The 12687-nt window shown below is 65.4% G+C and carries 17 protein-coding genes; 11 read left to right on the top strand and 6 right to left on the bottom strand.

The window, feature by feature from the left end; translation table 11 throughout:
* Positions 1 to 47: 47 nt before the first annotated feature.
* The 6 genes from FYJ28_RS12745 to FYJ28_RS12725 all read left to right on the top strand — a co-directional run bounded on the left by FYJ28_RS12745 (position 48) and on the right by FYJ28_RS12725 (position 4467).
* Positions 48 to 527, top strand: a complete 480-nt coding sequence (locus FYJ28_RS12745) for a YbaK/EbsC family protein (protein ID WP_154579543.1) — start codon at positions 48 to 50, stop codon at positions 525 to 527.
* Between the two features lie 137 nt (positions 528 to 664).
* Positions 665 to 1654 carry an aldo/keto reductase gene (locus FYJ28_RS12740; protein ID WP_154579542.1) on the top strand — a complete coding sequence of 330 codons (990 nt, stop codon included), beginning with the start codon at positions 665 to 667 and terminating at the stop codon, positions 1652 to 1654.
* 27 nt (positions 1655 to 1681) lie between these two features.
* A complete protein-coding gene (locus FYJ28_RS12735; RefSeq protein ID WP_154579541.1) occupies positions 1682 to 2266 on the top strand; it encodes a J-domain-containing protein in 585 nt (194 codons plus the stop codon).
* 90 nt (positions 2267 to 2356) lie between these two features.
* Complete coding sequence (locus FYJ28_RS12730; protein WP_154579540.1) at positions 2357 to 2938, top strand: GNAT family N-acetyltransferase; 582 nt, start codon at positions 2357 to 2359, stop codon at positions 2936 to 2938.
* A gap of 138 nt (positions 2939 to 3076) precedes the next feature.
* Positions 3077 to 3595 carry a cation:proton antiporter domain-containing protein gene (locus tag FYJ28_RS17400; RefSeq protein WP_326831697.1) on the top strand — a complete coding sequence of 173 codons (519 nt, stop codon included), beginning with the start codon at positions 3077 to 3079 and terminating at the stop codon, positions 3593 to 3595.
* Positions 3493 to 4467: a cation:proton antiporter domain-containing protein gene (locus FYJ28_RS12725; protein WP_326831696.1), complete on the top strand. Its 975-nt coding sequence runs from the start codon at positions 3493 to 3495 to the stop codon at positions 4465 to 4467. Before FYJ28_RS17400 ends, FYJ28_RS12725 begins: the two co-directional genes overlap by 103 nt.
* 57 nt (positions 4468 to 4524) lie before the next feature.
* Here the strand turns inward: FYJ28_RS12725 and FYJ28_RS12720 are convergent, their stop codons facing one another.
* The 5 genes from FYJ28_RS12720 to FYJ28_RS12700 all read right to left on the bottom strand — a co-directional run bounded on the left by FYJ28_RS12720 (position 4525) and on the right by FYJ28_RS12700 (position 9494).
* The gene (locus FYJ28_RS12720) at positions 4525 to 5040 is read right to left on the bottom strand and encodes a hypothetical protein (RefSeq protein ID WP_154579539.1); all 516 of its coding nucleotides are present in this window, start codon (positions 5038 to 5040) and stop codon (positions 4525 to 4527) included.
* 52 nt (positions 5041 to 5092) lie between these two features.
* On the bottom strand, positions 5093 to 7288 hold the full coding sequence (locus FYJ28_RS12715; protein WP_154579538.1) for an alpha/beta hydrolase: 2196 nt from the start codon (positions 7286 to 7288) through the stop codon (positions 5093 to 5095).
* A complete protein-coding gene (locus tag FYJ28_RS12710; protein ID WP_154579537.1) occupies positions 7289 to 7660 on the bottom strand; it encodes a DUF6507 family protein in 372 nt (123 codons plus the stop codon).
* 78 nt (positions 7661 to 7738) lie between these two features.
* Positions 7739 to 9064 carry a Y-family DNA polymerase gene (locus FYJ28_RS12705; protein ID WP_326831695.1) on the bottom strand — a complete coding sequence of 442 codons (1326 nt, stop codon included), beginning with the start codon at positions 9062 to 9064 and terminating at the stop codon, positions 7739 to 7741.
* A gap of 7 nt (positions 9065 to 9071) precedes the next feature.
* Positions 9072 to 9494, bottom strand: a complete 423-nt coding sequence (locus FYJ28_RS12700) for a LexA family protein (protein WP_326831694.1) — start codon at positions 9492 to 9494, stop codon at positions 9072 to 9074.
* Positions 9495 to 9585: 91 nt separating this feature from the next.
* Here FYJ28_RS12700 and FYJ28_RS12695 point away from each other — a divergent pair, with 91 nt between their 5' ends.
* The 4 genes from FYJ28_RS12695 (at position 9586) to FYJ28_RS12680 (ending at position 11314) form a co-directional block, all read left to right on the top strand.
* Positions 9586 to 10281, top strand: a complete 696-nt coding sequence (locus FYJ28_RS12695) for a uridine kinase (protein WP_326831693.1) — start codon at positions 9586 to 9588, stop codon at positions 10279 to 10281.
* Between the two features lie 96 nt (positions 10282 to 10377).
* A complete protein-coding gene (locus FYJ28_RS12690; RefSeq protein ID WP_154579536.1) occupies positions 10378 to 10527 on the top strand; it encodes a hypothetical protein in 150 nt (49 codons plus the stop codon).
* A 68-nt stretch (positions 10528 to 10595) separates the two neighbouring features.
* Complete coding sequence (locus FYJ28_RS12685) at positions 10596 to 10925, top strand: ArsR/SmtB family transcription factor (protein ID WP_055240915.1); 330 nt, start codon at positions 10596 to 10598, stop codon at positions 10923 to 10925.
* Positions 10922 to 11314, top strand: coding sequence for a VOC family protein (locus FYJ28_RS12680; protein WP_055240916.1), 393 nt, complete (start codon positions 10922 to 10924; stop codon positions 11312 to 11314). The genes FYJ28_RS12685 and FYJ28_RS12680 overlap by 4 nt, the downstream gene beginning before the upstream one ends.
* A 40-nt stretch (positions 11315 to 11354) precedes the next feature.
* On the opposite strand, the gene FYJ28_RS12675 is transcribed toward FYJ28_RS12680, so the two are convergent.
* Positions 11355 to 11501, bottom strand: coding sequence for a hypothetical protein (locus tag FYJ28_RS12675; protein ID WP_154579535.1), 147 nt, complete (start codon positions 11499 to 11501; stop codon positions 11355 to 11357).
* Between the two features lie 474 nt (positions 11502 to 11975).
* Here FYJ28_RS12675 and FYJ28_RS12670 point away from each other — a divergent pair, with 474 nt between their 5' ends.
* Positions 11976 to 12683, top strand: a complete 708-nt coding sequence (locus FYJ28_RS12670) for an SOS response-associated peptidase (RefSeq protein WP_154579534.1) — start codon at positions 11976 to 11978, stop codon at positions 12681 to 12683.
* Positions 12684 to 12687 lie beyond the last annotated feature (4 nt).

Raw genomic sequence — 12687 nt, 5'->3', positions numbered from 1 at the left:
CGCAATATGACGACACCGCGGGGCGCGGCTTTGTTAGTGTCGCGGGCATGGAGAACACACAGTTGGCACCGGCGGCAGCCCGCGTCCAGCAGGAACTGGCAGAGCGGGGGTCAGCGGCGCAGGTCATCGTGACGGATGGCTCGGCGCGTACGGCCGTCGAAGCAGCGCAGACCCTTGGCTGCGAGGTCGGTGCGATTGGGAACAGCCTGGTGTTTATGGCCGACGGCGCGGCGCTGCTGGTCATTACCAGCGGCGCGCACCGCGTTGATACGGCAGCGCTCGCCGGACGGCTCGGCAAGCAGAAAATCAAGCGGGCTTCGCCGGAAGAGGTCCGGCAGGCAACCGGACAGGTGATTGGAGGAGTGGCTCCCGTCGGCCACCCGGCACCCGTGGAAACCGTTGTAGACCGGGATCTTGGTGCCTATTCGGATGTGTGGGTCGCAGCCGGAACCCCGTACACGGTCTTTCGCACCGATTTGGCGGAGCTGGTCCGAATCACCGGCGGCACGGTGGAACAGGTGGACTGAGCCTCCGGCAGCGCCCGGGCACCTGTTGACGGCGCCGGCGACCGGGCGCAGGGTGGAAGGCAAACTGAAGCGGCGGCAGCTCAGCCCGCCACCCGGCGTCGTGCCTGTGGGCCGGCACTGAAGAGGGGAGTAGACGGATGAAGACGCGTGAGTTGGGGACGGCGGGCCTGAAGGTGTCCGAGCTGGGGCTTGGCTGTATGGGGTTCAGCCAGGGTTACGGGCCGGCGGGAACCAGGGAAGACGCCATCAGCCTGATCCGGACCGCCTTTGACCGGGGCATCCGGCTCTTTGACACTGCGGAAGTCTACGGACCGTTCACCAATGAGGAGCTGGTTGGTGAAGCGGTGGCGCCATTTCGGGACAGGGTGGTTGTCGCCACCAAATTTGGCTTCAAAATCAACCGTGACGGCCGCCAGATTGGACTGGACAGCCGTCCGGAGCACATCCGGGAAGCGGTAGACGGGTCACTGCGGCGGCTTGGAACGGGACATATAGACCTGCTGTACCAGCACCGTGTGGATCCCGAAGTACCCATTGAAGATGTGGCAGGCACGGTTCGGGACCTGATTACCGAGGGCAAGGTGAAGCATTTTGGCCTGTCGGAGGCCTCGGCCGGAACCATCCGCGCCGCCAACGCCGTCCAGCCGGTAACCGCTGTGCAGAGTGAATACTCCCTCTGGTGGCGCGAACCCGAAAAGAAGGTGCTGCCTGCCTGCGGAGAACTGGGTATCGGTTTTGTTCCCTTCAGCCCGCTGGGGCGGGGCTTCCTGACCGGAAAAATCTCCGCCGGGACAGAGTTCGCCCCGGGAGACATGCGCGGGCGGCTGCCACGCTTCACCCCGGAAGCACGAAAAGCCAACCAGGCAGTGGTCGAGCTCCTGGATACGCTGGGCCGGACCAAGGACGCGACGCCGGCCCAGATCGCCCTGGCCTGGCTGCTGGCACAGAAGCCGTGGATTGTGCCCATCCCGGGAACTCGGAAACTGGAGCGGCTGGAGGAGAATCTCGGCGCTGCCGGTGTAACCCTGACACCTGAGGACCTCGCGAACCTGGACGACGCCGTCGCCCGCATTCCGATTGAAGGCGCCCGTTACCCTGAAGAACTGGAGAAGACGATCGACCGCTAGCCGGCGGGGCCGGGAGGAAATGCAGCAATGGGGAACCGCGGTGCCGATGCTTACCGGCGTCGGATGGAACGCGCGGCGAGGCTCCGCGCGGCCGGAACTCTCGAGAACGCCGAGCCGGAGGAGTCTGCTGAGGAAGCCGAACTGCGCCGGCGGAAGGAACAGGTTGATCCGGCAGATAAAGCTGAATATCTGATCCGGGATGCAATGATGCGCGGGGAGTTCGACAACCTGAAGTATGCCGGCAAGCCCATTCCCAATCTGGGCGAGGCCAACGATCCCGACTGGTGGGTGAAGGGGCTGCTGCAGCGGGAGAACATCAGCGGCCTGGGGCCTCCGGCACTGCTGCTGAGAGTAGAGGATGAGCAGCTCGACGCCCTCCTGGACAGCAAACCGTCCGAAGCGCTGGTCCGCGAGACCGTGGAGGACTTCAACCGGCGCATTATTGAAGCCCGACGGCAGCTGCTGGGCGGGCCACCGGTGATCACCAAACTGCGCGACGTCGACGCGGAGATCCAGCGCTGGCGGAACCGCAGGTCAGACCAGACGCCGGAGGAACCCGCTCCACAGCCGCCGCGCCCCTGGTGGAGGCGGCTCTGGAAACGCCCCCAGTAGGTGAGCCGCGTACGAGGGGGGGAGCCGTGCCCGGGATTCCGGCAGACTGGTTCCGCCACGGGAACAGACCGGCAGAAAGGGCACCGCAACATGGGGATCACACGGCTGGAACACGCTTCGCCCGCCGACATTGCACGCCTGTCGGCAGTCCTGGGGGAAGCCTTCGCGGACTACGCCTGGACCCGCTGGACAGTGGACAGCGAGCGCCGGGAAGCACGGATCAGCGCCATCCAGCGCCTTTACCTGGAACACCTCGGCCTGCCGCACGGGGAGGTATGGGCCGACGAGGTGAGGACCGCCGTCGCGGTCCTGCTTCCGCCGCACCTGAGCGCACTGGATCCGGCGCCGCTGACCGCAGGGCTGCAGGACAAACTGGCGTCCCTGCACGGAGATTCCGCCCGGAACCTGCACTACCCGCTTCCCCAGGCGCCGGCAGGAGCCTGGACACTGGCGACCATCGGCGTCGCACCGGCGGCACAGGGAAGCGGGCTGGGCACACAGCTCATCGAGGCCATCCTGTCAGCCGGCCCGGGCCGGGCCATTGCCCTGGAAACGTCCGCAGAATCCAACGTGGCGTTCTACCGCCGGTTTGGGTTCGGTGTCTGGGCGGTGTCTGAAATGCCCGACGGCGGTCCGCTGGTGTGGTCCATGCTGCGTGGGCCAGGCGGGTAGACAGGCAGCGTCGGAGAGCCCGCTGCAGCGCAGGGAACGGCAGGCCGGACATCCCGTCCCGACCCTCGACGGCGCTGGCCAGGCTCGGCACACTTAAGTAGGCCGCCCGACCGGAGGGTGCCCGACGGAAGGTTGCCCGTGCTTGGTTTGGAACTGGTGGTGGCCCTGGGCGTGGCGATACTGGCGGCCTCGCTGGGTGCGGAGCGGCTGCGGATTGCTGCTCCGCTGCTGCTGCTGGTCAGCGGTGTGCTTCTGGGATTCGTACCGGCCTTCCGAAAAGTTGAACTGCCCTCTGAGGTGGTCCTTCTGCTCTTCCTGCCGGCCCTGCTTTACTGGGAAAGCCTCACTACGTCCCTCCGTGAAATCCGCAGCAACCTGCGCGGAATCGTCCTGACTGGGACGGGGCTGGTTGTTGTCACCGCTGCCGCTGTTGCGTTCACGGCCCACGCGCTGGGGATGCCCTGGGGCCCGGCCTGGGTCCTCGGCGCCGCACTGGCACCAACAGATGCCACTGCGGTGCGCTGGCCCGCAGCCTGCCCCACCGGAACGTCACCGTGCTGCGTGCTGAAAGCCTTACCTTCATCACGCCATTCGCGGCTTTCCTGCTCGCGGAAGAAACCGGCGGATCGGGTGTGCTCGCCGTCGTCGTGGGCCTGATCATGAGCCAGGCCGGTCCGCGCGTGACGGCGGCACTGGCCCGCCGCCAGTCGCAGGCTTTCTGGTCCTTCTCCACGTATATGCTCAATGCCGCCCTGTTCGTGCTGATTGGGGTTGAACTGCACGTTGCAGTGCGGTTGCTCGACGGACCGCAGATCACCGTCGGGCTGGTGGCGGTGGCCGCAGTGTCCGTGGTCCTGGTGCTGGTGCGCATCGCCTTCCTGTTCTCCACGACCTACCTGATCCGGCTGATCGACCGGCGGCCGTCACAGAAGCTGCGCCGGGTCAGCAACCGCTCCCGCATCCTCAGCGGCATGGCAGGCTTCCGCGGTGCGGTGTCCCTCGCAGCAGCGCTGGGTGTCCCGGCCCTGACAGCGGCCGGTACGCCCTTCCCGGACCGGGGTCAGATCATCTTCGTCACGGCGGGGGTGATACTGGTGACGCTGACCGTCCAGGGGCCGCTGCTTCCGGTAATCGTCCGCTGGGCGAAGCTGCCGGAGGACAACCGGCTGGAGGAGGAGCGCCGCCTGGCGGAGATACGCTCCGCCGAGGACGGACTGTCTTCCCTGCCGGAACTCGGAGCGCGACTTGGAACGGATGGCAGGGTGGTGGAACGGCTGGTCCATGAGTACCGGCATCACCTGGAGGTGCTGCGGGCCGACGGCGAAGTCCAGTCAGCGGGCGAGCCGGCACCGGCGCTGGAGCGCTGGCAGCAGGAGATCGAGCTGCGGCTGGCGCTCCTGGACCGCAAGCGCACGGTGATCCTGGCGCTGCGCGACGAACGCACCATTGATGACCGTGTGCTCCGGCTGCTCGAAACCCGGCTTGATGTGGAGGAACTGCGCCTCACGCAGCCGGACCGCGATGAGTGAGGAACCCCGGGGCGCCGGCGCACTCCACGGCCTTCAGTGCGGAACGATGCCCTGCTGCTAACGCGTCGCGGCGCTGACCTCATGCTCGAGCGAGGGATGGTCTGAACACTCGCTCTCGAGGGTCAGGAATGCCAGCACCGGGCTGGCCGAGTACACGATTAGCTCGCCTTCCTGCCCCTTGGCTCCCACACTGTACGGCATATCGGATTCAGCACCTTCCGAAGGATCAATCATTGACGTGAGGGTGAATCCGCTGGCCTCAAGATAGTCGCGCATCTGGTCCCGTGCTGCACGGGGATCGGCAGGTGCCGGTCCCTCAAGCGCAAGCTGAAGGTCGCGGGCGTTCGGCCCTCCCTTGGATTCCGGGCAGCGATGCGGATAGAAAACCAGGTCAGGCGCCTCAGGATCCCAGGGGGATCCGTCTTCATGAATCCAGCCGCCGGTCTTCGTGGCATCCACGGCCCCGCTGGCCATGGCCATAAACCCGGCGAAAACCTCCGGAGCGGGACGGCCGGACGCTGAGGAAGGGTTCCCGGTACTTTGGGTGGGCGAGGCGGCAGAGTTATCCGGCACAGAAGCTCCTTGGGCGCACGAAGTCAGGGTTAGGACAGCAAGCAGCCCGGCACTAGTCAGAGCCCTGAAGCGCAACGAGCTTCCCCGCCACGAACTCAAACGCGCGCCACTTCCTCTTGAAGTATTCATCTGCTGCTTTCTGGTGGGCATCGATAATTGTGTCAACGGTACTCTGGGCCCCGTCCATTGCGTTATTGAACTGTTCCTGCAGCGCATCCGTTTTCTCGAGGGCTATTCCCTGCAAACCGTCGACCAGCGGGTTCAGCGGGTTCCGGAAGGGACCGACGTCCCTCAGGTGCTGTTCCTGCAGCGTGTCCGTGGCGAACATCAGACCCCCCTGGACAGTGTCTGCGGCCCTGTTCACTGACGCCTGGGCGGCGTCGGCGAACGCCGCTGCTCCGTCCTGCACGGAGTCCACGGCCCGTCCCGGAGCGTAATAGACGGCGCTGCCCCGGTCGGCGAGCCGGCCAAGGGCTGCATCGGTTTCTGCTTCCGGGATCAGGCCGATGCGCTCCCCGCTGCCGGAAGAAGCCGCCGCAATGTGGCGAAGGCTCGCCGTGTCCGGATCCAGGTATCCCCGGCCTTTCTCGGTCTCCGTAATACCTGCTCCGACCGTGGATCCTTCCCCGCCGTGGCCTCCGTTGCCGAGGAGTTCCCTACCGTCAACAACGGCCGGCTCCGAACTGAACACCTTTGCGCCCCAGGTCTCTGATGTGGGGGTGACCCGCGGGTCGCCGAAGTTGGACCCGAGTTGCCCGGCCGGAGCCACCTTGTCTGCGCGGCCCAGGGTGGCGTAGACCTCGCCGCTGCGCACCTTCAGGTCAGCGGCGCTTTCTGCTGCCTCAGGATCAATACCGGCCGAACCATAGAAAACCAGCGAATCGATGGTGTTTTCGGTCTGGCTGAGAGCGTAGGCAGCGGTGGTGGTGCCGTAGGAATGGGCGGTCACGCTGATGAACGGAGGGTTCTCCGCGCCCCGGGTGTAGTAGAAGCCGTCAATGACGGTGGCCAGTTTCGCGCCGCCGGTCCGCGCCTTGTCGGAGAACAGCACTTCGGTGGACGGGGGCATGTCCGGAGCGTCATAGCCAATCCAGGCTAGGACCGCGGGATCGGCTCCCAGCCGCCGCTGTTCGTTGTAGAGGTTTTCAGCTACCCGTACGGCGCCCCCCATGTCCTGGGTGGAGCTGCCCATGCCGGAGATGTTGGCGGTGATGCTGGTGGCCGTATCCATATTTCCGATGGCGACGGCGGCCAGGGGAGGCTCGGCCGGGTCGAAGGAAATCAGGCTGCGGTCCGCAGCCTTGGAGCCTGTCTTCTCAAGGGACTCTTCGATCGCCGCATATGACCGCCGCTGCTCTTCGGTCGCCCGCCAGGCGGGTTTCATCACCAGTGCCAGGACGGCAGCGTTGGCTGCAGCCCGCACGGCGTACGGCACTCCCTCTGTATTGCCTGCGACGGCGGGCAGCGATTCTGCGAGCGCAGCCTGCTGCTCAGGACTCAGGGAATGCCAGAAGGCGGCCTGGTGCTCTGCGGCCAGACCCACCCGGGGCGGAAGAACCGCCGCTTCCGGATAATCCGCGGCGAACTCCCGGTACCGGCCGGCGTCCATGCCGGCCAGCTGGTTGTAGTACGCCTGGACGTCCTCCGGCGCCGCATCCGGGGACAGCGCCAGCCGGTGCAGGCGCTCGGCTTCGTGGCTGAGCAGGTCGAGCCGGTTCGAGCCATAGTAGGAATTCACGTCCGTGCTGGCTCTTCCCACCGCAGACAGGGCCTTCAGGCATACGTCCCGTGCCTCTTGGTAATCGGAGGCCAGCTTGCTTGCACGGTCCTCGAAATCCCACTGGTAGCGGATCAGGGAATTCGAGAAATCATCGCCGATCCCCGGCACCGGCTCCTCCAAGATGGCGCCCAGCTGACGGTCCGCGGCCGCTATGTCGCTGCGCAGCGAATTCGTTGCGGCCCGTATGGTGTCCACTGCATCCCCGAAGCTCCGGATGGCCGCGGCGACGGAGTCCGTGCTCTCGGCCAGCCCGGTGGCCTGGTGCGCCGGTGCCGCGAGGGCATTGAGGACTAGGTGCTTGTGGGGAGTTTCGTAGAGTCCCTCGAGGGCCTGCCATTTCCCGGCCGTATCCTTGACGGATTCAGCGAAGCCCATTCCGGCCGCAGCCAGCAGCGAGGCTTGGACCCGCAGGGTTCCCGGCGGGGGCAGCTTCTCGAGAGCCGAGAGGTCAACGTTGAGGTATCCCATCTACTGCACCATCCAGCGCCGGGTCCCGCCGCTGAAGCAGGATGCTCCCGGGTAGGACAGTGAGGCGGCCTTGCCTGCCGTGTCTGCCATTTCCCGGTCGCCGTCTACGTAGGCCTGCACACTCTCCCGGGTGCCTTCAACGGCGTTGTTGCAGCGAACCATGATGTCCGTCATGTCATTGGCGATTACCTCGAAGCGCAGCCGGTCGACGGCGTCGGCGAGTTCAGGGCAGTCCGCCAGCGCCGTTTCCAGGGCGTTGAGTGCTTCCAGCGCAGAGTCTTTGGCCGGTTCGCATTCCAGGATCAGGTTTTCGGCGTCGTGCAGCAGGGAAAGTACTCCCTGCACTTGGATGTCCCACTGGTTTGCCCCCATAAGCGAAAACCTAGGGCAGCGGTCAAGGAGTGTCCATGGGGAGAACTGCCCATGTGGACAAACCGGCGGCTCCTGGACTCAGCGCGCTTTTACCACCGGAAGCTCGTCCCAAACGGTGGTGTAACGCGGCGAGGAGAACTTGCGGGACATGGTCCATTCAGGGCGGGCGCTGGGCATCCCGGCCACGCCCAGCCCAATGCTGGCCGATCCGTATTTGTCAGCCACTTTGCCCAGCAGCTCCCCGAGGTTGCGGTGTTCCTGGTCCGGGACGAAGGCGTCAAAGACCGGCTGGGCCCCCGCGTCGGAGAGGCCGCTGAGCATTACCCCCGCCTTGGTGTAGGGGATGCCTTCCACAATCTGGTCTTCGAGCGCCCCCACCGCAGCGCGGGTCAGCACCACCGGATCGGACGTGGGGCTCTGGAGCTTGACCGTGATGGAAGGAAACGACGCCGCTTTGTGGCTGAAGTGCGAAGTCCCGGCATACGCGGTGAGCACGCGTGCCTGCTGGTGTTCCCGCTGCAGGCGGGAAGCCGCCTGCTGGGCGTAGATGCTCATCACCTGCCTCATCTCGGCCGCCGTCGTTACCGGCACCGAGAAACTGCGGGAGAAGATCAGCTGCTGCCGGTCAGCACGTTCTTCTTCCAGCGGCAGGCACGGTGTGCCGTTGAGTTCCAGGACAGTCCGCTGCAGGGTCACGGAGAAGCGGCTGCGAATTACTGCAGGATCGGCTGCCTTGAGGTCGGCGACGGTCCGGATACCCAAGGCCTCGAGCCGCTTGCCCAGTTTGGCTCCTACGCCCCAGAGCCCGGTGACCGGTACCCGGGACATAATCGTCGCCACGGCACCGGGGTCCATGGTGTCCAGGTTGCAGACCCCGCCCAGGTGCCCGTTCTGCTTGGCGATCCGGTTGGCGAACTTGGCCAGCGTCTTGGTGGTGCCGATCCCCACGCATACCGGCAGCCCGGTATGGCGGGCCACTGCGGCGCGGATCCGTGTGCCCTGCGTATCCAGTTCCTGTGCCGTACCGGTCAGGCCCAGGAACGACTCGTCAATGGAGTAGACCTCCTGCCACAGGGCGTACCGGCCCAGCAGCTCCATGACCCGGGAACTCAGGTCGCCATAGAGTTCGTAGTTGCTTGAACGCTGGATCAGGCCGAGGTGCGGCGCGGCTTCAGCCAGCTTGAACCAGGGTTCCCCGGTCTTGATGCCGAGGGCTTTCGCCTCATCAGAGCGCGCCACCACACAACCGTCATTGTTGGAAAGCACGACGACGGGCACGCCTTCCAGCCGCGGGTCGAAAGCGCGCTCGCAGGAGACATAGAAACTGTTGACGTCCACCAGCGCGATCCGGTGCAGTCCTCCTGCGGGGGAGCGGGCCCCGGCGGTGGTACCAGACGGGGGCACCGGACCTTCAGACATGGTGGAGGCAGCGGGTTACGACGCCCCAGATGGTCAGCGCCGCCGGGTCCGGAACGTTCACGTCCGCATAGCCGGGGTTCTCAGCGGACAGGACGATTCCGCGGCCGGTGAGCCGGAGCCGGCGCACGGTTAACTCTCCGTCGAGGACGGCGACAACCACTGACCCGTCACGTGGAGTGAGGGAGCGGTCCACAATCAGTTCGTCTCCGTCGCTGATTCCGGTGCCGGACATGGAGTCCCCGGAGACCCGAACAACGTAGGTGGAAGTGACGTCCCTAATGAGGTGCCGGTTGAGGTCGATCCGCCCGTCGAAATAATCGCGGGACGGGCTGGGAAAGCCGGAGGCGGCATCCGCGTCCGACTGGGCCTGGGACCGGGAAGAAGTGCCGGGAACATTCCCCGAAAATACGGGCACTGGCCTGCCTCCTCCGCACGGGTTTTAGAACATACTTTCGATTGACTAAGACTAGCACTCCGCGTCCGCGGGGAGGGTAGAGTGCGCTGCTGTGGAAGCCGAAAATGGACCGGCGCCCGGGGCGGGCGACACATTGCGCAGGGTGGCCGCCATGCTGCCCAGTCCGGCGGCGGCCGGAAGGCGCGTGTTCGTCGGGATCGACGGCGTTGACGGCTCGGGCAAAACCACGTTTGCCGATGCGCTCGCGGCCAGCCTCCAGGGCCCCGTAGTCCGCGTTTCGATCGACGGATTCCACCTGCCTCGCCGCGAGCGCTACCGGCAGGGGCGGGATTCGCCGCGCGGTTTCTGGGAAGACTCCTATGACTACGGAGCTTTCCTCCGGCTGGTGGTGGAACCGCTGCATCCGGGCGGCACGGGCGCCTACAGCTGCTCCAGCCATGACCTGGACTCAGACCTTCCGCTGGCAGGTCCGAAGTTTACGGCCCCCGAACTGGCTACGGTGCTGGTGGACGGGCTCTTCCTGCATCGTCCGGAGCTGGCCGGAGTGTGGGACTGCTCAGTTTTCCTGGATGTGTCGTTGGAGACATCCTGCGGGCGGATGGCGCTGCGCGACGGCTCCGATCCTGATCCGCAGGCGCGGTCAAACCGCCGGTATGTCCTGGGCCAGAAGATCTACCTCTCGACCTGTGATCCGCGCTCTGCCGCGGAAATAGTGGTGGACAACAATGATTACCAGGCCCCGCGGGTCCTCTGGGGCAGCGCGGATGAAATGCCTCCGGCCGGTTAATGGCCCGGTTTCCGTTCGGCTTCCGGGCCTGCGCGCAATGACCGGACGGGGTCAGGGGAGCGGGGCAGTTCGGACGGAGCGTGCTGCGGCGATACCATGAACGTTGAGGTGCACATCCCGCCCAAGCTGGGCCGGGAGCTGGAAGAGCTGGCCGCGGAACAGGAAGTTCCGGTGGAGACTTTGATCCTCAACGGAGCCCGGCTGCTGCTTGAGCACCGCAACCGCCGCAACCATGTCCAGTCCTAGCTGAGGCATCGCCGGGGTTTTTCCTCCGCACCCTTCCATGCAACCCGTCGGTTGCCTATTGTGGCCGCATGGACGCAGTCTTTCGGGCAATGGCAGATCCGGTCCGCCGAATCCTGCTCGATGAACTCGCGTCCCAGGGCGGCCAGACACTGTACGAGTTGTGTGTCCGCCTGATCACGAACCACGCAGTTGGCATTTCGCGGCAGGGAGTTTCAAAGCATCTGTCGGTTCTGGAAGAAGCCGGGCTGATCAGGGTGGAGGCAGACGGGCGCTTCCGTCGCCACCACCTTTGCCTGGAACCACTGACGTCAGGCGTAGCCGGCTGGATTGCCGGACTGGCCGATGGGCTGCCGCCGCAACCACCCGGACAGAATGAAGCGGAAGGACAAGAGCCATGAAGATTGTGACAGCGAGTATCTTCGTCGATGACCAGGAGAAAGCCCTGGATTTTTATACCCGGGTTCTAGGGTTCGAGAAACGGCAGGACCAGCCGGCGGGCGGCGCGCGCTGGCTGACGGTGGGAAATCCGGGCGAGGAAGGCGGCGTCGAACTGCTGCTGGAACCCAGCTCTCACCCTGCCGTGGCGCCCTTCAAGGAAGCACTGGTGCGTGACGGGATTCCGTACAACTCATTCGGTGTTGACGATGTCCAGAAGGAGTATGAGCGGATGCTGGCGCTCGGCGTCGAATTCTCCCAGCCGCCCGCGTCGATGGGGCCGGTGACAACCGCAGTCTTCTCCGACACCTGCGGAAACCTCCTGCAGATCGCGGCGATGAACCAGGGCTGAACGCGCTCGAGCTGCTTGTGCCGGGTCCCGGATGCCGGGGCTAACGCTGGGAACCGTAACTGGGTTCGCGCAGGGTGGAGCCGCTGATGCGGTGCATGCGCTGGCGGCAAAAGGGGTCATAGACGGCGACGCCGATCCGGCCGGTTGCGGGATCGGTACAGCGGATGCAGGTGCACGGTGCGTTCACGTGCGCGGGACCTTTCTGCTGGAAAACCGGACTTAGCTGGTTCTTCCATTTTTACTCCGCTGCGCGGGTGTCCTCTCGCCGAGGGTGGTGCGGGTCCGGCCGGACGAACGCCGGGAAACGGCGGATGCCCAGACCCAGGTTGAGCGGCGAATACCTGCGTCTTCCCATAGAACCTGCACTGCTTTCGCTGACCAGGTGCAGGTCTCGGCCGCCACGTGTTCGGCGCTGCCTGGGAAACGGATCCAGGCCCAGATGGGAATGGCAGGCATGGAGGTCGTTGCCGGAAAGTGGTCAAAATCAAGTTCTTCGGGGGTTAACCCGATGGGTTCCGCGCGCCTGGCATACCTGGCCGCCAGCCGCGCCGCCGCCTGAGGATCCATGACTTAAGTAGAACATATGTTCGAATGACCATCGGAAGGGTTCCGGCTCCTTCGACACTGTGATCCCGGACGTGCTTAGGGCACAATGCTGTCCATGTGCGGACGATATGTCATGGCCAGGGCGACGTCAGACCTGGTTTCTGCTTTCTCGGCGGACCAGGTGGTGGGCGAGGACGTTGAACCGTCGTGGAATGTTGCTCCCACCGATGACGTGCGCATCATCACGGAACGGAAAGGCCCCGACGGGAGCGTGCGGCGCCTGGCCACAGCGAAGTGGGGACTCGTGCCGGTGTGGGCCAAGGACACGAAGATCGGCGCGCGGCTGATCAATGCCCGCCGGGAGACCATCCTGGAGAAGCCCGCCTTCCGGAAAGCAGCTGTGAAGCGGCGGGCCCTGGTTCCGGCAGACGGTTACTACGAGTGGGAGAAAACCGAGGAGGGAAAGATTCCCACCTACCTGCATCCAACCGTCCCGGACCCCATCGCCTTCGCCGGGCTGTATGAGTTCTGGCCGGACCCGAACCTCCCGGAGGACCACGAGCACAAGTGGCTGCTGAGCGTCACCATCATCACCACCGAGGCCACCGATGAACTGGGGCACATCCATGACCGCACGCCGCTGGTGGTTCCGCCGGACCTTTACTCAGAGTGGCTGGACCCGGGCCTGACCGATGCCGAGGCCATTGCTTCCCTCCTGGACTCCATCCCGGAGCCGGTCCTGAGCCCCCGCGTGGTTTCCAGCGAGGTCAACTCCGTGCGCAACAACGGCCCGCAGCTGATCGAACCGGCCCAGGACAGGTAGTCCG

The organism is Arthrobacter sp. BL-252-APC-1A (assembly GCF_009696625.1).
Taxonomy (GTDB): domain Bacteria; phylum Actinomycetota; class Actinomycetes; order Actinomycetales; family Micrococcaceae; genus Arthrobacter_B.
This window is presented reverse-complemented; position numbering and strand designations above follow the sequence as displayed.